Origin of the sequence: Dorea sp. AM10-31, assembly GCF_003435815.1 — a bacterium.
Lineage (GTDB): Bacteria > Bacillota > Clostridia > Lachnospirales > Lachnospiraceae > Dorea_D > Dorea_D hominis.
This window is the reverse complement of record NZ_QTUV01000003.1, coordinates 119,590-141,856: the sequence shown is the minus strand read 5'-3', so window position 1 is coordinate 141,856 and position 22,267 is coordinate 119,590. Positions and strand designations below refer to the sequence as shown.

The 22,267-nt window shown below is 43.8% G+C and carries 15 protein-coding genes and 2 tRNA genes; 6 read left to right on the top strand and 11 right to left on the bottom strand.

What is annotated here, in order from left to right:
* Nucleotides 1-85: 85 nt before the first annotated feature.
* Complete coding sequence (locus DW125_RS06770; RefSeq protein WP_021861470.1) at nt 86-256, top strand: DUF362 domain-containing protein; 171 nt, start codon at nt 86-88, stop codon at nt 254-256.
* Nucleotides 257-441: 185 nt separating this feature from the next.
* A complete protein-coding gene (locus DW125_RS06765; RefSeq protein ID WP_021861471.1) occupies nt 442-798 on the top strand; it encodes a hypothetical protein in 357 nt (118 codons plus the stop codon).
* Here the strand turns inward: DW125_RS06765 and dnaB are convergent.
* The 5 genes from dnaB to DW125_RS06740 all read right to left on the bottom strand — a co-directional run bounded on the left by dnaB (nt 772) and on the right by DW125_RS06740 (nt 6,850).
* Nucleotides 772-2,121: a replicative DNA helicase gene (dnaB, locus tag DW125_RS06760; RefSeq protein WP_021861472.1), complete on the bottom strand. Its 1,350-nt coding sequence runs from the start codon at nt 2,119-2,121 to the stop codon at nt 772-774. The genes DW125_RS06765 and dnaB overlap by 27 nt on opposite strands.
* A 10-nt stretch (nt 2,122-2,131) precedes the next feature.
* A complete protein-coding gene (rplI, locus tag DW125_RS06755) occupies nt 2,132-2,581 on the bottom strand; it encodes a 50S ribosomal protein L9 (protein WP_021861473.1) in 450 nt (149 codons plus the stop codon).
* On the bottom strand, nt 2,581-4,650 hold the full coding sequence (locus tag DW125_RS06750) for a DHH family phosphoesterase (RefSeq protein ID WP_117537560.1): 2,070 nt from the start codon (nt 4,648-4,650) through the stop codon (nt 2,581-2,583). The genes rplI and DW125_RS06750 overlap by 1 nt, the downstream gene beginning before the upstream one ends.
* A 153-nt stretch (nt 4,651-4,803) precedes the next feature.
* Complete coding sequence (gene galE / locus DW125_RS06745; protein WP_021861475.1) at nt 4,804-5,823, bottom strand: UDP-glucose 4-epimerase GalE; 1,020 nt, start codon at nt 5,821-5,823, stop codon at nt 4,804-4,806.
* A gap of 103 nt (nt 5,824-5,926) precedes the next feature.
* Entirely contained in the window at nt 5,927-6,850 is a 924-nt protein-coding gene (locus DW125_RS06740) for a sugar phosphate nucleotidyltransferase (protein ID WP_117537558.1), read from the bottom strand.
* A gap of 357 nt (nt 6,851-7,207) precedes the next feature.
* Between DW125_RS06740 and gnpA the strand changes: the two genes are divergently transcribed.
* On the top strand, nt 7,208-9,370 hold the full coding sequence (gene gnpA, locus DW125_RS06735; RefSeq protein ID WP_117537556.1) for a 1,3-beta-galactosyl-N-acetylhexosamine phosphorylase: 2,163 nt from the start codon (nt 7,208-7,210) through the stop codon (nt 9,368-9,370).
* Between the two features lie 420 nt (nt 9,371-9,790).
* On the opposite strand, the gene DW125_RS06730 is transcribed toward gnpA, so the two are convergent.
* The 5 genes from DW125_RS06730 to DW125_RS06710 form a co-directional block, all read right to left on the bottom strand.
* Nucleotides 9,791-13,627: a S8 family serine peptidase gene (locus DW125_RS06730; RefSeq protein WP_158549898.1), complete on the bottom strand. Its 3,837-nt coding sequence runs from the start codon at nt 13,625-13,627 to the stop codon at nt 9,791-9,793.
* Between the two features lie 330 nt (nt 13,628-13,957).
* Nucleotides 13,958-14,470: a nitroreductase family protein gene (locus tag DW125_RS06725; RefSeq protein ID WP_117537552.1), complete on the bottom strand. Its 513-nt coding sequence runs from the start codon at nt 14,468-14,470 to the stop codon at nt 13,958-13,960.
* Between the two features lie 78 nt (nt 14,471-14,548).
* Nucleotides 14,549-16,033 carry an AAA family ATPase gene (locus DW125_RS06720; RefSeq protein ID WP_117537550.1) on the bottom strand — a complete coding sequence of 495 codons (1,485 nt, stop codon included), beginning with the start codon at nt 16,031-16,033 and terminating at the stop codon, nt 14,549-14,551.
* A 223-nt stretch (nt 16,034-16,256) separates the two neighbouring features.
* Nucleotides 16,257-16,327: transfer RNA gene (locus DW125_RS06715), tRNA-Cys, on the bottom strand.
* A gap of 41 nt (nt 16,328-16,368) precedes the next feature.
* A tRNA-Glu gene (locus DW125_RS06710) sits at nt 16,369-16,440 on the bottom strand.
* 176 nt (nt 16,441-16,616) lie between these two features.
* On the opposite strand from DW125_RS06710, the gene DW125_RS06705 reads away from it, so the two are divergent.
* Complete coding sequence (locus DW125_RS06705; RefSeq protein WP_117537548.1) at nt 16,617-18,866, top strand: DNA topoisomerase III; 2,250 nt, start codon at nt 16,617-16,619, stop codon at nt 18,864-18,866.
* A gap of 20 nt (nt 18,867-18,886) precedes the next feature.
* Here the strand turns inward: DW125_RS06705 and DW125_RS06700 are convergent, their stop codons facing one another.
* Nucleotides 18,887-19,810: a S66 peptidase family protein gene (locus tag DW125_RS06700; protein WP_242992909.1), complete on the bottom strand. Its 924-nt coding sequence runs from the start codon at nt 19,808-19,810 to the stop codon at nt 18,887-18,889.
* 351 nt (nt 19,811-20,161) lie between these two features.
* Here DW125_RS06700 and aroF point away from each other — a divergent pair, with 351 nt between their 5' ends.
* On the top strand, nt 20,162-21,172 hold the full coding sequence (gene aroF / locus DW125_RS06695; protein ID WP_117537546.1) for a 3-deoxy-7-phosphoheptulonate synthase: 1,011 nt from the start codon (nt 20,162-20,164) through the stop codon (nt 21,170-21,172).
* A gap of 18 nt (nt 21,173-21,190) precedes the next feature.
* On the top strand, nt 21,191-22,252 hold the full coding sequence (gene aroB / locus DW125_RS06690; RefSeq protein ID WP_117537544.1) for a 3-dehydroquinate synthase: 1,062 nt from the start codon (nt 21,191-21,193) through the stop codon (nt 22,250-22,252).
* Nucleotides 22,253-22,267: the final 15 nt, after the last annotated feature.

Genomic DNA, 22,267 nt, shown 5'->3' with positions numbered 1-22,267 from the left:
CTTTTGTCCTCTTGTATATTTTTTTCATTTGTATTATTATAGTGAGAGACGTAAATTGTCAATCATAAAAAGGAGGTACATACCTATGGCACACGTAATTGGTGATGAATGTGTTAGCTGTGGAGCATGCGAAGCAGAATGTCCAGTAGGAGCTATTTCTCAGGGAGCAGATCATTACGAGATCAATGCTGATTCTTGTGTTGACTGTGGAGCTTGTGCAGCTCAGTGTCCTACAGGAGCTATCTCTCAGGGCTAATCGTTATTCATATGAACGTAACAAAGAGCACTGTTTCCGGATTTTCCGGGAGCAGTGCTCTTTTCATGTAATTAAGAAACTTCGTTTTTATTTATTCACCTTTCACCGTTTGACGTATTTCGCACATTGCACATGCTATACTTGTCCCGTCAGAAGTTCTATTATTATAATAAGGGGGTTTTACAATGAGCAAGGCACTGGAACAACTCAGACGTGAAACAAAGGACGATGCCAGACTGTATAACTGTGTAAAAGAATTATACGAACAGGGAGTACCTTTTTCCGAACTCAAAGCATTGATCCCGGATATCCGCCGCACAAAAGAACAGTTACATATGAAGCGGATGCTGGAAAATAACAACGAAGTACTGCTCTCCATGTTCAGTAAGGAAATGTCATTCCTACTGGATGCAAAGGAGCGTCAGGAAGAACAGGAGTTTAAAAAACTGGACCAGCTAATCCGGCAACAGCAATCCTTCCGGAGAGCTGCCGCAGACCACGGTCCAGTCAGTAAACTAAGGCGTATTTTCCTGCCTGCTTAGATTTGCGAACTTCGTGTATTCGCCGAGCCAAGCCAGATGAACGGTCCCTACCGGGCCGTTTCTTTGTTTTGCAATAATAATCTCTGCCTGCTTCTTATATTCAGAATCTTTGTTGTAATATTCATCACGGTAAATAAACATAACAACGTCCGCATCCTGTTCGATTGCTCCGGATTCACGCAGATCCGAAAGCATTGGACGCTTATCCGGTCGCTGTTCTACTGCACGGCTAAGCTGTGACAGTGCGATCACCGGCACATTCAGCTCTCTGGCGAGCGCTTTTAAAGATCTGGAAATATCCGAAATCTCCTGCTGTCTCGATTCGGAACGTCCTCCGACACTTCCGCTCATCAACTGCAAGTAGTCAATGATGATCAAATCCAGTCCGTGTTCCATCTTGTATTTTCTGCATTTGGACCGCAGTTCTGAAATCGAAATACTCGGTGTATCATCAATGATCAGATTCGACTGCCCGATAATTCCTGCTGCTTCAATCAGTTTCTCCCAGTCAGAATCCTTCATATTACCGGTTCTGAGTGCCTGCGCATCTACCTGTGATTCCAACGAGAACAGTCGGTTTACCAGCTGTTCCTTCGACATCTCAAGGCTGAAAATAGCGGTGCATTTATCTTTCTTAAATGCAACGTACTGTGCAATATTCAAAACAAACGCCGTCTTACCCATGGAAGGTCTTGCCGCAACCAGAACGAGATCCGATGGCTGCAATCCGGACAGTTTATAATCCAGATCAATAAATCCGGTCGGAATTCCCGTAACAGTTCCCTTGCTCTTCGATGCTTTTTCAACTTTCTCCAGTGCATTCATAACAACCTGTCTGATTGGCACATACTCTCCGGCATTCCGGTTCTGAAGTAGCTGAAATACAGATTTTTCTGTCTTCTCCAACACAGATTCCAGTGGTTCATTTCCCGCATAGCAGATATTCGACAACTCGTCATTCATCTTGATCAGCTTACGCATGACTGCTTTATCCGATACGATCTGCGCATAGTAACGCACATTTGCCGATGTCGGCACTGCCGCAACCAGATCACGCACAAATTCCAGACTGGAGATCTCCGGCGGCACTTCCTTCTCTTTCAGACGTTCCTGCAAAGTGATCAGATCCACCGGCTTGCCTTCATTAAAAAGCTCTACCATAGAATCAAAGATTACACCGTACGCATTCTGGTAAAAATCGTCACCGCAAATAATCTCCGAAGCTGCAAGAATGGCATCCTTGTCCATCAGCATCGCACCAACTACTGACTGCTCTGCTTCCACGCTGTGAGGCATCACCCGTTTGATGAGTGTCTCTTCCATCGTTTTCCTCCTACGCTTCCTCTTTCACGACAACCTTTAATTTGGCTGTTACTTTCGGATGTAATTTGATCGGCACTTCGTATGTTCCAAGTGCTTTGATCGCATCTTTCAACTGTACTTTCTTCTTATCTACTTCCAGTTCCATCTGTGCTTTTACTTCTGTTGCGATCTCTTTGGAAGATACAGAACCAAAGGCTTTTCCGCCTTCTCCGGTCTTAATGGAAACCTCGATCTTACCTGCTTCGATCTTCTTGCCAAGTTCTACAGCAGCCTCGTAATGCTCCTGTGCTACTTTGTCATCATTTGCTTTCTTGAGTTTCAGATCGTTCAGGTTCTTTGTATTTGCTTCGATACCTTTTCCTGTCTTCAGGATAAAGTTTCTTGCATATCCGTCACTTACATTTACAATCTCACCTTTTTTCCCAAGGGATTTTACATCTTCTTTTAAAATTACTTTCATTATTCGATTTCTCCTCCTTCTATCACGTCATCGATGACCTGTTTCAAATCTGCAACAGCCTCATCCATGTCTGTGTGGTCAAACTGTGCCCCGGATGCGTTCATATGACCGCCACCGCCGAGACGCTCCATAATGATCTGTACATTAACTTCATCAATTGATCTGGCGCTTACATAGATTCTTCCATTGTAAGTAGTCAGTACAAAAGAAGCTTTTACTTCGTTAATATCCAATAATTCATTTGCTGCCTGTGCACCGATAATCGTCGGGCTCTCAATCGTCAGATTCTCTCCTCTGGCGATCGCATATTTGTTATGGTATACTTCCGCACTACTGATGATCTGCGCTTTTGCACGGTAAGATTCCATATCGTCACGGAACATCTTACGCACCAGTGTAATATCCGCACCGCTTCTTCTCAGAAATGCGGCTGCTTCAAATGTACGCACACCTGTCTTATTCATAAAATTATTCGTGTCGATCATAATACCGGCATAGAGACTGCTTGCCTCCAGATTCGGAATCTTAATATCATCCACAATATACTGCAGAACTTCCGAAACCATCTCGCACGCCGAAGACGCATACGGTTCAATGTAAGACAGCAGCGCATTGTCAATATTATCACTGCTCTGTCTGTGGTGGTCAAGCACAACGATCGTCTTCGCAACACGAAGCAGTTCTTCACATTCTGTCATACCCGGGCGGTTCGTATCCACAACAACTACCATCGAACTTTCATCTGCGAGTTCCAGCGCTTCTGCCGAATTTAGGAACAGGCGCTCCGGATAATCCGGATTGTTCTCATAAGCAGTATACAGTGGTTTCAGAGAGGCAGACACTTCGTTGATAACGATATATGCTCGTTTCTCCAGTGCGTTTGCCGCACGGTAAATACCGATCGCCGCACCAAAAGAATCCACGTCCGTAAGCTGATGTCCCATAACAAAGATCTTATCCTTGACGGTAATGAACTCACGCAGCGCTTCTGCTTTCACGCGGGCTTTTACACGTGTATTACGGGAAGTCTGATCCCGCTTGCCGCCGTAATATGTAATTCCATTGCAGTCTTTGATAACCGCCTGATCGCCGCCTCTTGCAAGTGCCAGGTCAATAGCTACACGGGCATAGTTATAACTCTGCGAATATGCTTCACTGCTAAGTCCCAGTCCGATACTTAATGTCGCCGGTATTCCATTTCCTATATTCACAGATTTCACATCTTCCAGAATCGAAAAACGGTCGTCTTCCAGCTGTTTGAAATATTGCTTCTGGACAACGATAAAGTATTTATCATTCTCCATCTTCTTCACAATTCCATCTACTTTGGCAATATACTGATTGATCTTACGATCCACAAGCGCCATCAGAAGTGACTGTCGGACTTCTTCTACACTGTTGATCACTTCATCATAATTATCAATATAAATAAGTCCCGCTACAAGCCTCTGTTCTTCATTTGCACGGATCGCCTTATTCAGATTCGTCACATCCTGTAAATAAACAGCGATAAAATATTCTTTTTCCTCCGGCAGTTCCAGAACCTGTTCCCTCTCGCTGAATCCTCTTGCAGAAACTCTCCTGAGTTCTGCCTGATACTCCCGTTCCTCAAAAAATACATCCATATGTACCACATCATTCTCCTGACGTGGGTAAATAGATCGGTTCAGTTCCGGCATGATCTTGCTGATATATGTGTCACCTTTTGCACGATCGCCTATCAGCTCTTCAAACTGACTGTTCAGCCATATGATCTTCCCGTCTTCAAGCAGAATCGCATACGGAACTGCCAGTTCCTTCAGCAGCGTATTCTGTATAATGCCATATTGCGCAGCAAATTCGATCAGATCCTTTACCATCAGCGAGTTCGTGTACAAATACATAACCGTCGAAAGTATAATATAGATCAGCACAAATACGCCCATTAAAAGACCTGCGCCCTTATTGATGGCATAAATCCATATGTTAAGTGCTACCAGTACGACCGCCATGATTGCCGGCCACTGCATATAGAATTTGAGCTGTCCTTTCAATCGAATCTTCTGTCTGTCTTTCTTCTTTTCTTCCATGACTATCCCCTAATTTGTGAATTCAGACTTTTCAACATATGGTAACATTATACCACTCTTGCCAGAAAATGAAAAGCAACAAAAAGATCAAAAAATGCGAAGGCTTTTTCATCCTTCGCATTCTCATCTCATATTTATTTTTCTGTTATAAATCTATGCTTCATATCCTTTCGGATTTGCAGACTGCCATCTCCAGGAATCTGCACACATCTCATCCAGACCTCTCTCCGCTTTCCAGCCAAGCACTTTCCATGCCTTCTCCGGATCCGCATAGCACATAGCAATATCTCCGGCTCTGCGAGGCTTGATCTCATACGGAATCTCTTTGCCGCATGCCTTTGAAAATGCTTTTACCATATCAAGAACAGAATATCCGACGCCGGTTCCGAGGTTGATCACTTCCAATCCCGGATTTGTAAAAATGTAGTTGATCGCTTTTACATGTCCGATTGCAAGGTCTACAACATGGATGTAATCGCGGACACCGGTTCCGTCCGGTGTGTCGTAATCGTCTCCGAATACACCCAGTTTTTCAAGTTTACCGACTGCAACCTGTGAAATATATGGCATCAAATTGTTCGGGATACCTTTCGGATCTTCTCCGATTCTTCCGCTCTCATGCGCGCCAACCGGATTGAAATAACGAAGCAGGATTACATTCATCTTCGGATTGGCTTTCTGCACATCTGTCATGATCTGCTCCATCATGGATTTGGTCCATCCATACGGGTTCGTGCACTGTCCTTTTGGGCAGTCCTCTGTGATTGGCATTGTCTCCGGATTGCCATATACTGTTGCGGAAGAACTGAATACGATATTCTTCACACCAACCTGCTGCATAACTTCCATTAGCGTCAGTGTACCTGTTATATTATTACGATAGTATTCCAATGGCTTCTGCACAGATTCTCCAACTGCTTTTAATGCTGCGCAATGGATAACCGCATCGATCTTCTCTGCTTCAAACATTGCTTTCAAAGCTTCTGCATCCATTACATCTCCTTCATAAAATGTAATGCTCTTTCCAGTCAGCTCTTCCACTCTCTTCAGTGATTCTCTAGAAGAATTGCAGAGATTATCGTATACAACAACCTCATAACCTTCTTTCAGAAGTTCCAGTGCAGTGTGACTTCCAATATATCCTGCGCCACCTGTTATTAATATCTTTGCCATTTTATTGCCTCCTAATCGTCCTGTGCTCATTTCATTTCCTGCAAAGTATAGCACTTTTCGCCTGTACTCTTCAAGAAATCTGCACATTCCTGCTAATATCCTTTTATTTTTCCCATAAATTCTTAGGATACAACCCTTCCTCTTTCATACGTTTCATCGCCGCAACAACAACCGGTTTATCTTCTTTGTAAGTAACACCGTACCATTTATCCTTTGATTCCAGAACTGCTGCCGTTGCCTTCTCCTCTCCGAGCAGTCTGCTGACAACTGCCGGCAGGAAATATTCACATTTCATCGGATTTTCTTTTAATCCTTCATCCAAAAATGCCGGAAATCCTGCTTTAATCTCACGCAGAATACTCTCTGTAAATCCCCACATATTCATGGAAACAAGTGTATCTGCCGGAACTTCCGTCCAGTTTGCGCCGTCATCTTCTGTATAAGCGATGCCACCATTTCTCTTCTCAATACGGGTTCTCTCGTTGATCGCCTCCAGCTCGCCACTCTCATTTAACGTGCATACACCACGCGCTACATGTCCGTTGTCAGTCACAGTATTTCCAAGATGGTATCCGACCATTGCATAGCGGTATTTCTCATCGTCCGGATGACTGGATAGATAATCGTAGATCAGGCGGAATGCTTCAACGCCATAGTAGTCATCTGCGTTGATGACGGCAAATGGTCCATCAATCTGATCGATGCAGCTTAACACTGCGTGCGCAGTTCCCCATGGTTTCACTCTTCCTTCCGGAACTTCATATCCCTCCGGAATGTTAGAAAGCTCTTGAAATGCATATGAAACTTCCATGTATTCTGACATCCGGTCACCGACTGCTGCCCGGAAACTTTCTTCATTTTCTCTCTTAATAATAAAAATTACCTTTTCAAATCCGGCTCTCTTTGCATCATACATGGAAAAATCCATAATGATATGTCCTTCTTCATCTACCGGGTCAATCTGTTTCAATCCACCATAACGGCTACCCATTCCTGCCGCCATAATGACCAATACTGGTTTGTTCATAAATCTGTACCTCCATATCAATATCAAAAAATCTGATACTATTTCTTATCATAACGAAACGCGCAAAAAAAAGCAATCCCACAACTTGTTTTCCCTACTATTGCGTCCGGGAAATCTGTGGTATACTGATGATATCAGGGTTCCAAAGTCATACGACCACATGAGCTTGCTCATAAGTGGATGTATGACTTTGGAACCCGCCCCGACATGAGCATAAAAGCGGGATTTTAATCCTGCGATATGCGAATGGTGGGGATAGATTGTGAGAGTGCGTAGCACGGAGCAATCTATAGATATCATAGCCGAGAGTTTTAACTATAACATTACCATATTACGCAATATAAGGGGAGATATATTATGTCAAGAACCAGAGGCAGAGTGACTCTGCCAGTCCAATCTATTTTTTCAGAAGATGCGAAAACATTCACCGAGCGGTGGGGCGCTGATGTGCTTCGTCTTGATGGAAACAAAACACCGGATGAACACTCCAAATCTCTGGATGTTAAGATCTGTACAACATACACACCCGTAAAAGGCGACAACGATTTTGCCATGGAGCATATGGATGAATGCCAGCAGGTACTTCTGATGTCCAGACATTTTCTGGCAAAAAATACAACTTTAACAATTGATTTTCTGGACGGATTTTACCGCGAACAATTCGTTGCCGATTATATCCACGATCCGAAGAGATGGTGGGAAGTCATCGACCGCACAGCCGGCAAGACCGTTCCTTCCCACAAATGGGAATACGACCGCATACATGACAATCTGACGATCACAGATGCCATTCCATTTCACGAATATACGGTATCTTTCTTCGTCTTTATCATATGGGATCCGACGCAGATGTACGAGCTTCTCTCAGATGATCTGACAAATGAGCCGCATCACATTCCGATCGATGTGCGCCAGCCACTCTCAGCAGCTTATTCCAAAGAACGTTTGAAGAAATGGCTCAGCAAACATTCTCATACAGATATTGTGCGTTTTACTTCTTTCTTCTATCATTATATTTTGATTTTCAACGAAGAAGCAAACGAACAGTATACGAACTGGTTCGGCTATGGCACTACGGTTTCCACACAGGCGCTGGAAACTTTCGAGCAGGAATACGGATATGCCCTGAAGCCGGAAGATCTGGTCGATAACGGATACTTCAACTCTACTTTCCGTGTGCCGACCAAGGCTTACCGGGATTACACTCATTTTATCCAGAGATTCGTATCCCGCCGTGCAAAAGAACTGGTGGACATGGTACATGCAGCTGGCAAACAGGCTTCCATGTTCTTCGGTGAGAGCTGGATCGGAACAGAGCCTTACGGCCCATATTTTCAGGATATCAGCGTAGACTGCATTTCCGGAAATGTATATAACGGAACAACGCTCCGGATGCTCTCTGATATTCCGGGTATCCATGACACAGAGGGACGGCTTCTTCCATATCTGTCCGAAGAGACATTTGAAGATGAGAATCATGCATGTATCACGGCTTCTGCAAACTGGATCGCAGCAAGACGTGCCATGATGCGAAGCCCGTTGGACCGCCTTACTTTTGACGGCGATCCGGGAACTGCCACATCTTCAACCACTTTTGTAAACTACATTGAGAAAATAACCGACGAATACCGTACCATTTACGACAATGTAAAGGGACGCAAACCATACAGCGGACTGAAAGTTGCCGTCCTTAATTCCTGGGGTACACTTCGTTCCTGGCAGGCGTACACCGTTCTTCCGGGACGAAGTTACAAGAAAACCAATCCTTATTTCGGTATTCTAGAAGCACTCAGCGGTTCGCCTGTCGATGTATGCTTTTTAAGCTTTGCGGATATCCGCAGGGACGGTGTGCCGGATGATGTTGATGTGATTATCAATGCCGGAGATGCTGGAACTGCTTTTTCCGGTGGAAGAGAATGGCTGGATGCAGACCTCGTTACGATCATACGAAAATGGGTTTATGACGGCGGCGGATTTATCGGTATCGGAGAACCATCGGCTGTTTTACACGGTGGTCGTTTCTTCCAGCTTGCCGATGTACTCGGCGTAGACCGTGAACTTGGCTTCACACTTTCGACTGCCAAATACCACATTGTTCCGAGGCTTGCACATTTTATTACAGATGAGCACTGGGGAGCTTACCAGCTCGGTGAAGGCACACCGGACGTGTACGCACTTACCGGCAGTACAGAGATCATTGATTATTCCAATGATGAAGTCCACATTGCCGCAAATGCATACGGAGACGGACGCGGTGTATATTTCTCTGCACTCGCTAACGATCCGGACAACACAAGACTTCTTCTGCGCGCCTTATATTACGCTTCCCACAAGGAAGATAATTATTACATCTGGAACGCAGATAATATCAACTGCGAAGTCCACGCTTATCCGGAAAGCGGTAAATACGCAATCCTGAACAACTCCGATTCCCCGCAGACAACCGATGTCTACGACGGAAACGGATCCCGCGAAACCATCAACCTCGAACCACGCGAAATCATGTGGAGAATCATGTGATACCAAGGTTTCAGGGATTTTCATCGGTATGAGCTTGCTCATATATAGATGAAATCCCTTGAAACCTGCCCCGTCATGAGCAATACAGCAGGATGCTAATCCTGCGTTTTGCGAATGATGGGTAGGATTGCGAAAGTGCTCTGCACGCAGCAATCCGATGGTATCACTATAACTCCCTTGAGCACATCTGCAGGATGCTAATCCTGCGTTTTGCGAATGTCGGGTAGGATTGCGAAAGTGCTCTGCACGCAGCAATCCGATGGTATCACTATAACTCCCTCGAGCACATCTGCAGGATGCTAATCCTGCGTTTTGCGAATTAAACTTCATTATGTAAAAAGAACAACTGCTCCACGGAAACTCCACAGAGCAGTTGTTCTTTTATTTTAAATTATTGAAATTCAATGAGTACTCCGGCGCCTACTGGATCTTCACTTTGCAAACAACTTTCTTTCCAGAACCATCTGTTGCTTTAACAGTAATCTTCACCGTCTTACCTTTTCCAGCTTTCAGCGCATGCACTACACCTTTAGAAGATACTGTTGCATATCTCTTGTTGCTGGATGTGTAAGATAACTTCTTATTCACCGCACTCTTCGGTGTGACTTTCACCTGAATCTTTGCTTTCTTTCCGGCTTTTAAAGTCAGCTCTTTGTCTTTCAGTGTCAGTTTGGAAACTGCTTTGCCAAAGCTTGCAGAAGCAGTTGTATTTCCAGTCAGGCGGATCGTTTTAGACGTACCGCTTACTTTCTTACCTGCCACTTTGAAAGATTTCACTGCATAACCTTTATTTGCTTTTGCAGTAAGTCTTACTTTATTTCCCGGAAGGATACCTCTGTTCGCTCCGGAAATCTTACCGGCTTTGGATGCCTTTGCAGTTACTTTTACAAGCCCACTGCCAATGGTTGCCTTGTAGCCTTGTCCGTCCTCATCGAAGATGTAGAGCGTACTGCCGACAGCAATAGCATCGTAATCTATGCATTCTTCATCTGCATCATCGTCATAGTCATAATCATAATCCTCATCATAAACATCCAGATTTGTTATCTGATTATATTTCGTAGAATTATAAGTATCTTTTGCTACATTATAAGTAAATGTATCACCTAATCCAACCATAGGATTACCCACATATACAAGTCCTCCCGCACAGATATTTACACTGACATCATACTTTTTAAATGCTTTACTTCCATTTACGACTTTTGTAACAGCTCCATATGTCGATAAGGTCTTCTTGGATGCTGTCCACTTATTTCCACTTAATATCAAATTAACCGGACAAGTCTGTTTTTCATATTCCACACCATCCTGTTTTTCACCATATCCGAGTGTATAAATCAGTTTTCCACCACTCTGCAATGCTTTTCCACCGGCTCTTCCTTCCGGAAGGGATGGACCCTGATTCCATTTCTTTGTACCCGGATTGTAGATGTAAACTTTCTTACTGCATGCTTTCTGCTGGTAATCATATCCGCCAATGAGGTAAATTCTTCCATTATAAGCTGCAAGCGTCCAGTCTTCCGCTCTCTTCACTGCTGACGGAAGTGCTCCAATACACTGTACCTTTCCGTTTGAAGTATTAAATGCAAATAATTTATATTCGGAAGAATATGCCGATTCCGTAGTATCGTCATCATCGTCGTCATCACCCTCATCTATATCATCATCTGTACTTCCCTGTACTTCTGAATATGCGCCAATGTTGTATAACATTCCATCCGCATAGACAAGATCATTTCCAAATGCAAAATCATATCTGCCCTGACTGCCTGCCTCTTTCTTGAAATATTTTGTCGGCTTTACAACTGTCAGTGGGTATTCATCCACTTCTTCCGGATCAGACTGGTCTAATATATTAATACTGTCTGAATCAGAATCAGCCATGTAAATATTTCGACCATCTGTTGCCATATTAGATGAACTTTCTACTTCCAGACCTTTTACTTTTTTGTAAGAAGATTTTCCGTCTACCAGATAAATATTCTTCTTTGTTGCCGTCCTTCCATTCCCTGTAACCGCAATAGATGCCACTCGATTCAGCCATGCTTTTCCATCAATAACTACCTGTTTTTCTGTTTTCTTTACAATCTTTGCTGCTTTTGCAGTCGTGCTGCCTTTTTCGGTTACATTTACGCTCAGATCTGTTGCATCCAGCCCACTTCCATTAATCGTAATCTGTCCGTTACTCTGATTTACTTTCACAGTACTGATTCTTGGCGCATTTGCGACTTTCTGTGCATAATCCAGCATTCCTCCGGTTGCTACTTTTCCTTCCAGTGCATCCGTACGCTTCACCTGGGATAATACTGCCGAAATACGCTCCACCGCACTGCTCTTTGGATTCTCTGCTGCCTCTAACGCAACCGCTCCTGTAACGAACGGAGTTGCCATAGATGTTCCACTTTCATATTCATATTTACCAAAATTAGAAGAAGCAACATTTTCTTTACTGAGTCCCAGATCATCCAGTGTAATTGTATAATCGCCTTTTTTAGCTGCCATAAGCGATAGAAAGATAGAACGTTCTCCTGTTTTTGGATTTTTTTCTTCCTGTGGTACTTCCAGATGTACCCAATCTTCCATTTCGCCACTAACTGGATAGCCGTTAAAATTATATGCGAGTTCCGAATCTTCACTAATTAAGTCATCTTCACTTACCGGTAAATCACGGTCAGCAGCACATTCTCCAACGATTAACAAACTTCCATTTGAGAAAAGAGACTCGGATGATTTTGGACCGTTTACTTTCGTCATTGCACTAAATTCCGGAAATTCTTTTGTTCCTTCACTTACTGTATATGGAATCCGAACAGAAACCGTCTCACCTGCACTGACACCTTTCAGAGAAATTTTCAAAGATTTTCCTTTTGTTTCTCCCAAATTGTCATCACTTAACTCTGCCTTGTACCCGGATTCTTTTTCATTCAATGTACTTGTGATCTGAATATTTTCAGGACTCCAATCAGCCCATGTACTCTCTCCATTGAAATTTTCAAACTTCTGCGTTACTTCCTTCTGTTTTTCTGCAGAATAAATGGATGGATTATAACAATCCTCTGCATATGTAGAGAGAATATCACTTCCTGGAGCTGCAATATCCACTTTCTCTTTTCCATAGTTCGAATAATTGCTGAGCTCACCCTTTTCATTTGTAGCAGCTACACTGATCTTATAAGCGCAATCATCGTTTGCCGGATAAATAGCCGTTTCATCATTATCTGCCGACTCATTTCCTGCTGCACATACAGACACCGCACCCTTTGCTCCAACAAGATCCATCAGTTTCTTAAAAATGGTACTCTTTCCTTCTCCCCCCCAGGAATCGTTGATTGCAGCAACATTTACTCCCAGGTTTATAGCTTTGTTAATATAATTGTAAGCATCAATCAGATCGCTGTCAGAACCACTACCGTTTTCATCCAATGCTTTCAATGCCATAATCTTCACATTGTGGTTCATACCACTGACGCCGACGCCATTATCGCCTTTTGCGCCAATGATTCCGGCGCAATGTGTTCCATGTCCTTCATCATCCATCGGATCTGTATCAGCATTCGCAAAGTCATAGCCATATTCGCCTCTTAACTTCGGCTGATATGTATTCTCCCACATGTTGTCTTTCAGATCTTCATGTGTATAATCTACACCTGTATCTACAACAGCAACAACAACATCGTCAGAACCTTTGGTCTTTTCCCATTTTTTCTCTACGTTCGTGGCATTTCCTTCCGCGCCGCCATTCTGACCCGTATTTTTAAGTCCCCACTGTTTACTGAAATATGAATCATTTGTCAACGCATGTACACGGTAGTTTGGCTCTGCTATCTGCACATCACTGTCCGCAGATAATTTCTCAATTAACTTCTTCGTGCTTAATGTCTTCGAAGTAACCAATCCGACTGTAAGTGATGTTGTAGTCGCACTTGACTGTGCAGAAGCCGCACTCTGCGTACTTGCCCTTCCCTTTGATTCTTCTGCTGCATCAAAATTCCATACCTTTGACACGCTGATATCGCTTACATTAAGCGCTCTCTGCGCAGCCGCTTTCGTTGAAATCTTGTTGTCCTTATACAAAACCAGCGCCTGTCCTTCTACATAATCGCCTTTATTCGCGCTCTCTTTCTTGCTAATCTTATCTCCGGTCTTAATCTTCTGATACGCACCCGTCCCGGCTGCTTCCGTTGTTATCGTACTGGTCGCCAGAAATGTGGTCACCATCATGAGCGATAACAATTTTACCGTTCTTTTCTTCATATGATTCCTCCTTTTTCTCCCCTCAGGTTCTATTCTCTCCTCTTCAAACGGGTTATTTACACTCATTATACTTTGTTTTATCAGAAAAATCTTCCATTTTGTGTCTTTTTTGTGAAAATTAAGAATATCTTAACTTTTATCGTTTTATGTATTTGAAACTGTAGAAATAAGTGAATTCTTATAAAGAGTTCTTATTGTGTTCTATAACGGAATGCAAAAGAGACCGGAAAAACAGGGGTTTATCCTAACAGCAAAAATGCCTGTATATAACTACAGGCATTCACAACAAATAAAAATGTAGAAAATCAGATATCAATGGCATCCTTTTTCTTACTTATACGTCACCAGTTCATCCAGACTAATTCGCTCTGTTTTATGACGATCCGGTCCTTTTTTTTCTGTATCCGCATAACCAAGTGCAAGCAGATTGATTGGTTCCAGATTATCCGGAAGTTCGAACTCTTCTCTGACAATCTTTGGATCAAACCAGCATACCCACAAGCTTCCAAGTCCCTGTTCGGTTGCTTCCAGCATCATATGATCTGTCAGAATCGAAGCATCGATATCTGTCGTCTGCATCTGGTCGTATTTGCGCACCCATGCTTTATCGTGATCGGCGCATACGATAATAACTGTCGGTGCACCATAAAGGCGCGCAGCTTTGTCCAGTTTTGCACGGCCCACTTCACTCTGTACCACGATCAGCCGCACCGGCTGCGCATTGGTAGCTGTTGGTGCAACGTGTGCTGCTTCCAGGATTTTCGCCAGCTTCTCCGGCTCTACCTGCTGCTCTTTGTATTTGCGTACTGAAAATCTTTTTTTCATTACATCAAGTAATTCCATTGTCATATCCTCCTGCTATCCGTTCCTGTAATACTGCTCTGCTTTTTATTGCCATACGTAAATATTTGTTGCGACAGATTAACCAAGCAGTTCATTTACCATTTCTCTTGTGTATGTGATCGCACCTTTATGCTCCACTTCGATTTGATAAAGTGCATTTGCTGCAATATGCTCTGCTGCCTGCTCCAGATCACGGATACCTGTCGTATCTGCATATTTTTCAATAATCGCATCCAGTGCATCGTCTGTCACGATACACTCTTCTTCTTTCAGGCTCATTCGTTTGAGCACTTTTGGAAGTGAGAATTTTGAGAAAATCACTTTTTTCTCTTCAAATGAGTAATCCGGAATGTCGATCACTGCGAAACGTGACATCAGTGGCGCACTGATCTGTTCTTTGTCATTAGCTGTTGCGATCGGATAAACACCCACAGTCGGCACCATACATTCCATATAGTTGTCTGTAAATCCAAGGTTATCTAACAATGTCAGCAGAACATCTGCCGGGTTGCCGTTGCCTTTTCCGGATGCGGCCTTGTCCAGCTCATTAATAATAAATACAAGATTGGATTCTCCTGCCATTGCAAATGCATCCATAATAATTCCCGGTTTTGCGTTGGAATAGATTCGAGAACTTCCGGTAAGCTGCTCCGGATCGTTGATCGAACTCATATCCAGTGTTGTCCACGGCAGTTTCAGAATTCTTGCTACTGCGTAGGCAATCTGGGATTTACCGGTTCCCGCAGGACCTACCAGCAATAACCCATATGCCGGTAGTGTATGTGTACGATTGATTTGAATGATCGTCTCAATGATACGCTGTTTTACTTTTTCCATTCCATATAATTCTTCATCCAGAATCCGTCTTGCTTCTTCCGGATCGATTGCTTCAAAATAATCGCTCTTCCACTGCACATTCATCATAATAGAAAGTGCTCTCTGCGCATGACGGCGTTCTTCCGGTGAGACTTCGTGGGATTTTGCAACCGCCAGGTTTCTTCTCGCCCAGAGACGGATATTATCCGGCAGTGTATTTCCGGCACAGTCCATAAAATCAATGATGCTCTGTAAGCTGGTGAGCTTCATGCTGTCACCCATCTCTTCCAGTTCTTCGTCACTGACCTGTGAAGTCGGCGCATCGCTGGCAAGCAGACGCTCAATCATAAACTGTAAAAATCCATCTTCCGCCGAAAGCTTTGTTCCACCGCCGAAAGCAATCTCACGGATCTTGTAAACTGCATAACCTCCTTCTGTATTCTCTCCTGACAGGCGGACATTGATATGATTTTCGCCGAGCCATTTCAGAAGGCTTACAAATCTTGCGTCAATTTTCAGAATGTCCGCACTGACAGTTCCCGTCTCCTGCTGAAATTCAAATGCAGTACGTTTTACCGGGTTTGTAAACATTCCAAGGGAATGATGTTCCCATTTTTTCATCTGGTTATCCAGCACCATCATTGGTTTTTCCGGTGTTGCTTCTCCTTCACCGGAGTAAAAAATCGTGTATGTGCACTCCGCTGCTTTCTTGTCATCCGGAGTATTGTTGAAATCAAATACTGGCATAGCGCTCTCCTTTTATATCTTTGTAAATATTTATATTTCTTTTCTTATGTATTGCCTTACTTTTATGCATATCCATGCATAATTATAACGTATCTGCCGGAGTGCGTCCACCCTTAAAATACTTCTTTTATGTTTACGAAACTTTATCACCTGCAGAAATGCCAATAGATACTTTCTTTCTAACATCAAAAAAGCTTCAGGATCATTCCTGAAGCTTTCTAAGAGGCGCCAACCAGATTTGAACTGGTGATAGAGGTGTTGCAGACCTTTGCCTTACCACTTGGCTATGGCGCCATATTATAGATACTATATATGAAAAGCCCGAAAGCTCTGAGTGACTCCAACGGGAATCGAACCCGTGTTACCGCCGTGAAAGGGCGATGTCTTAACCGCTTGACCATGGAGCCTTATATAAATCACTATCAAACGTGACCGAAGATTAATATAACACACTCACATACAGATTGCAAGTATTTTTTAACTTTTTTTGCAATTTTTTTTGCAAATATCTGAACAGTTGACACCCCGCCCGAAATCCGCTATGTTGAATAAAAAAACTCTTAATTTAAGGAGACTTACATCTATGAAATCACTCGTTTTAGCAGAAAAGCCTTCGGTCGCACGCGATATTGCGCGCGTGCTGAAGTGTCATAAAAATCTGCCCGGTGCAATCGAAGGCAATTCCTACGTTGTCACATGGGCGCTCGGACACCTGGTCACACTGGCTGATCCGGAAAGCTACGATAAAAAATTCAAAGAATGGAATATGTCTGTCCTGCCAATGATTCCGAAGAAATGGGATCTTGTCGTCATTAAACAGACTTCTAAACAATACCAGCATGTAAAAACACAACTATTCCGGAAGGACATTTCAGAAATCATTATCGCAACCGATGCCGGTCGCGAGGGCGAGCTGGTCGCACGTTGGATTCTGGATAAGTCCGGCTGCCGCAAACCGATCAAGAGGCTCTGGATTTCTTCTGTCACAGACAAAGCGATCCGGGAAGGATTCCAGAATTTAAAAGACGGCAGAAAATATAACAATCTTTATTATGCAGCAAGAAGCCGCTCCGAAGCGGACTGGCTTGTCGGCATCAACGCGACCCGTGCCTTAACCTGTAAATACAATGCGCAGCTCTCCTGCGGACGTGTCCAGACACCGACGCTTGCTATGATCGCCGCAAGAGAGACGGAGATCCGCTCTTTCAAACCACAGGATTATTATGGTATGACTCTGCAGGCAGGCGGAATTACCTGGACATGGCAGAGTGAAAAATCCAAAAGCACCCGTTCTTTTCACAAAGAACATCTGGAACAATTACGTGAAGCACTGACAAAAAACCGCACAGCCGGTGTAACCTCACAAACCAACTCCGCAAACCGGCAGTCTTTACAAATTACAGATGTGCACAAAACAAAGAAAAAAACATTTTCACCAGGTCTCTATGATCTGACAGAATTACAGCGGGATGCCAACCGCCGTTTTGGTTTCTCCGCAAAAGAGACGCTGAACATTATGCAGCGCCTGTATGAAAATCATAAAGTACTGACTTATCCGCGGACAGACAGCCGCTATATTAGTTCGGATGTTGTTCCGACGATCAAAGAGCGTCTGAAAGCTATCAACTTCGGTCCGTATAAAGCCTTTGTTCCAACACTTTTAAAAGCTCCGATCCACACAAGCAAATCTTTTGTCGATGACAGGAAGGTCAGCGATCACCATGCGATCATTCCAACAGAGGAATTTGTCCAGCTGGATCATATGACAAATGAAGAGCGAAAAATCTATGACCTCGTCGTGCGCCGTTTTATCAGTGTCCTTTATCCTGCTTATGAGTATGAGCAGACTTCCCTCAAGGGAACTGCCGCCGGTCAGTCATTTTCTTCCAAAGGAAATAAAATCCTTACTCCCGGTTGGAAAGCGGTGTATGAGAATGACAGCAATGCGCATTGGGAGGACGATTTCGATAATGAAACGCACATTTTTTCTGTATCCGGGCAGAATCTTTCAGAGCTTAAAAAAGGAGAATATCTTACAATTGACCGCGCCACTCTGACTTCCGGCAAAACAAAACCTCCGGCAAGATTTACCGAAGCCACACTACTTAGTGCAATGGAAAATCCCGTCAAATATATGGAATCAAAAGACGCTGCTGCCCGGAAAACACTTGGCGAAACCGGCGGACTCGGAACCGTTGCGACAAGAGCTGATATTATAGAGAAATTATTCCACACATTTTTGATAGAAAAAAAGGGACAGGAAATCTTGATCACTTCCAAAGGAAAGCAACTGCTTGAACTGGTTCCGGAAGATCTGAAAAAGCCGGAGCTTACCGCCTCCTGGGAGATGGAATTGTCCCACATTGCGAAAGGCACACAGAAAGAGCAGGTTTTCCTGCATGATATTCAGGATTACACCCGATCTCTGATCCAGGATATCAAAACAGCGGACGGCACCTTTAAGCATGATAATCTTACCAATCATAAATGCCCACGTTGCGGAAAGCGCATGCTTGCCGTGAACGGCAAAAACGCAAGACTTCTCGTCTGCCAGGACCGCGAATGCGGCTATCGCGAGACAATCGCACGCACAAGCAATGCCCGCTGTCCGAACTGCCATAAGAAAATGGAACTTATCAAGAAAGCAGATACGGAGACATTTGTATGCTCCTGCGGACACAAAGAAAAACTGGAAGCATTTAAAGCAAGACGCCAGAAAGAAGGCGCAGGTGTTTCTAAAAAAGATGTCCGCAAATATCTGAACAAACAAAAAGAAGAACCTGTCAACAATGCCTTTGCACAGGCATTGTCCGGGATCAAATTAGATAATTAAACCATGTATCCGGGCAGTTCTTATATTGCCCGGAACTGTACACCGTATTCCTCCACTGCCTCTATGCGCACCTGTGCGTGCAATGGCAGTGTCATGGAATCTCCGATATGCCCGGCCCTCACTCCATAGATGACCGGGCATTTTACATCTTCAAGTACCTCTTTCACCGCTTCCAGTGCTGTTCCCGGACGGTCTTTCGTATCACAACCACTCAGATCTCCGACAATGATTCCTTTTACTTCTTCAAATTTTCCTGCCATCTTAAGCTGCGTCAGCATGCCATGTAGCCTGTATGGCTTCTCGCCTATTTCTTCAAAAAACAGGATTTTCTCACGCGTATTCACTTCATAAGGCGTTCCGGTAAGCCGGCTTAATAGTGTCAGATTGCCACCTGTCAGAATTCCTTCGCCAATTCCTTCTTTATATATATGAAAAGGTTCTCCGTTAAAATTAGAAAACGCTTTTCCTCTGACCGGTGTCGTCACACTCTGATACACCGCTTCTTTGGCATCTTCTGTTATCGTCCTCGTCCTTCCATAAACTGCACCTCCGTGAAATGTCACCAGCCCGGTCTTCTGCCCGATTGCAAGATGCAGCGCTGTAATATCACTGAATCCGGTAAATACAGGCTTTCTCTCCCGGATCATTTCATAATCCAGATAATCAAGAAGTGTCATGGTGCCATAACCGCCCCAGATACACATAACTGCTTTATTTTCTTCATCAGCAAATACTTTATTTAATTTTGCCGCGCGCTCTTTCGGTGTTCCCCTTTTAAATGCCATCTCCGGTGCACAGATTACTTGAAAACCTCTCCCTTTCCAATAACTGCTGACCGCTTCGATGGCTTCCTCTGTGTATGCATTTGCCGGATCGATCAGACAGATCTGATTACCCTCCTTCAACGGCTTTGGATAAAGGATTCCTTTTTTTATTTCTTCCATATTTATACCTCTTTTTCTGTCACTAATGATCGCCTTCATATTCATTATATCGGCTAATTTTTCATTTGACAATTCAGTTCACTGATACCTTGCGCCATAATATTCGTAACTCTTGTTTAACGTTTTGTTACTCCCCCTAAAAACAGAGGTGTTTATACTTAAAATACACATTTTTATACGGTAAATCTACAAATATTTCAGCACCTGTTAAGCACTAACAGAGAAAAATCCACGCTTTCTGCGAAAATGGGCTAAAAAGGTTGACAAACATAGGCTTCCGCGTTAAGATAAGTGTAGTTTCGCACTTTAAACAGCTAAAATTTTACAGTGTGAATATGGAGGAGAACACTTATGATTATTGTATTAAAACAACACTCCGGTCAGAAAGAAATTGACCGCGTAGAGAATCTGATCAAAACAAAAGGTCTGGACGCCCATATTGTAAAAGGTGCAGGTCAGACAATCATCGGCTGTATCGGTGATACAAGCCGTATCGATGCAAAGCTTTTCGAAGTAAACCCATACGTTGACAAAGTTATCCATGTACAGGAGCCTTACAAACTGGCAAACCGTGCTTTCCACCCGGAAGACACTGTTGTAGATGTATCTGGTGTGAAGGTTGGAAGCGGCAACATGGCTTACATCGCAGGGCCTTGCTCCGTTGAGACTTACGAGCAGGTATTATCCATTGCAAAGGATATCAAAGCTGCCGGAGCGAATATGTTACGAGGCGGTGCATTCAAGCCTAGAACAAGCCCGTATTCTTTCCAGGGACTTGGACCGGAAGGTCTTGACATCTTATGCGCAGTAAAAGAAGAAGTCGGACTTCCGATCGTTACAGAACTGATGTCTCCGGAATATCTGGATGTCTTCAACGAGAAAGTAGATCTGATCCAGATCGGCGCAAGAAATATGCAGAACTTTGATCTGTTAAAACAGCTCGGTCAGGTTGACCGCCCGATCCTCTTAAAGAGAGGTCTGAATGCGACATATGAAGAATGGATAATGTCCGCAGAGTATATTATGGCTTCTGGTAATGAGAATGTCATTCTGTGCGAACGTGGTATCCGTACTTTTGAAACATATACAAGAAATACACTGGATCTGCAGAGCGTTCCTGTACTGCGGAAGCTGACACACCTCCCGGTTATCATCGATCCAAGCCATGCCGGTGGAAAATGGTGGCTCGTAGATTCTATGGCAAAAGCATCTGTTGCAGCCGGTGCTGACGGACTGATGATCGAAGTTCATAATAATCCGGAAGCTGCTCTCTGCGATGGAGCACAGTCCTTAAAACCAGAAAAATACAGTGAACTGCTGAAAGATGTAAAACAGATTGCTGACATCATTCACAGACAATAGAACAGGAGTAAAGCTACAATGAAACTAACCGTTAATCTTGAAAAAAACAGTTATCCGATCTATATCGAGAATCACATTCTTGCAGATGCCGGAACTTATATTAAGGAAGTCTTTCATGGCAGAAAGATCATGATCGTCTCTGACGATAACGTCTATCCGATCTACGGAGATGCATTGTCGGAAGTACTGGAAGCTGACTTTGAAGTCTTTCATCTTGTGCTTCCGCATGGAGAGGCCACGAAGAAATTTGAGTCTCTTCCTCTGATCTATGACGCATTGCTTCAGGCACGATTTTCCCGCAGCGATCTTCTGATCGCTCTGGGCGGTGGCATGATTGGTGATCTGGCAGGATTTGCAGCGGCAAGTTTCTTACGTGGAATCAAACTGGTCCAGATTCCGACTTCCCTGCTTGCACAGGTTGACTCTTCCGTTGGCGGAAAAGTTGCTGTTGATCTGCCGCAGGGCAAGAATCTGGTTGGTGCATTTTATCAGCCTTCCCTCGTCCTGATAGATCCGGAAGTATTACAGACACTGCCGGACCATTTCATTCACGATGGCATGGGCGAAGTGATCAAGTATGGATGCATCCAGGATCCGGAATTATTTTCCCTTCTGGAAACACATACTTCCTTTGCCGACTTAAAGGACGAACTTGGCAATATCATTTACCGTTGTGTAGACTGCAAACGTGTTGTAGTCGAAGAAGATCAGTTTGACACAGGAAGCCGTATGCTCCTGAATTTCGGGCATACGCTGGCACATACGATCGAACAGTATTATCATTATGAGCGTGAGAGCCATGGTGAAGCGGTTGCGATCGGTATGTATCAACTGACGAAACTCGCAGAAGAAAAAGGTCTTACACCGGACGGAACCTCTATACGGATCCAGGATCTGCTTACAATCTACGGACTTCCTTCTTCCTGCGGTGTTGCTCTTGGCGCTTTGACAGAAGCCATTGCACTGGATAAGAAGAATCTGAACAATCACTTGAATCTGATTCTCCTCCATGGGATCGGCGACAGTTATATCTATCCGGCTGCTTTGGATTTCTTTGACGATACTGAACGAATTGTTTAGGTAAATGATTGATTA

Bases quoted from the DNA above. Each gene is read 5' to 3' on its own strand.
- DW125_RS06770 (WP_021861470.1), top strand. From the start codon at position 86: ATGGCACACGTAATTGGTGATGAATGTGTTAGCTGTGGAGCATGCGAA.
- DW125_RS06765 (WP_021861471.1), top strand. From the start codon at position 442: ATGAGCAAGGCACTGGAACAACTCAGACGTGAAACAAAGGACGATGCC.
- dnaB (WP_021861472.1), bottom strand. From the start codon at position 2,121: ATGGAAGAGACACTCATCAAACGGGTGATGCCTCACAGCGTGGAAGCA.
- rplI (WP_021861473.1), bottom strand. From the start codon at position 2,581: ATGAAAGTAATTTTAAAAGAAGATGTAAAATCCCTTGGGAAAAAAGGT.
- DW125_RS06750 (WP_117537560.1), bottom strand. From the start codon at position 4,650: ATGGAAGAAAAGAAGAAAGACAGACAGAAGATTCGATTGAAAGGACAG.
- galE (WP_021861475.1), bottom strand. From the start codon at position 5,823: ATGGCAAAGATATTAATAACAGGTGGCGCAGGATATATTGGAAGTCAC.
- DW125_RS06740 (WP_117537558.1), bottom strand. From the start codon at position 6,850: ATGAACAAACCAGTATTGGTCATTATGGCGGCAGGAATGGGTAGCCGT.
- gnpA (WP_117537556.1), top strand. From the start codon at position 7,208: ATGTCAAGAACCAGAGGCAGAGTGACTCTGCCAGTCCAATCTATTTTT.
- DW125_RS06730 (WP_158549898.1), bottom strand. From the start codon at position 13,627: ATGAAGAAAAGAACGGTAAAATTGTTATCGCTCATGATGGTGACCACA.
- DW125_RS06725 (WP_117537552.1), bottom strand. From the start codon at position 14,470: ATGGAATTACTTGATGTAATGAAAAAAAGATTTTCAGTACGCAAATAC.
- DW125_RS06720 (WP_117537550.1), bottom strand. From the start codon at position 16,033: ATGCCAGTATTTGATTTCAACAATACTCCGGATGACAAGAAAGCAGCG.
- DW125_RS06705 (WP_117537548.1), top strand. From the start codon at position 16,617: ATGAAATCACTCGTTTTAGCAGAAAAGCCTTCGGTCGCACGCGATATT.
- DW125_RS06700 (WP_242992909.1), bottom strand. From the start codon at position 19,810: ATGGAAGAAATAAAAAAAGGAATCCTTTATCCAAAGCCGTTGAAGGAG.
- aroF (WP_117537546.1), top strand. From the start codon at position 20,162: ATGATTATTGTATTAAAACAACACTCCGGTCAGAAAGAAATTGACCGC.
- aroB (WP_117537544.1), top strand. From the start codon at position 21,191: ATGAAACTAACCGTTAATCTTGAAAAAAACAGTTATCCGATCTATATC.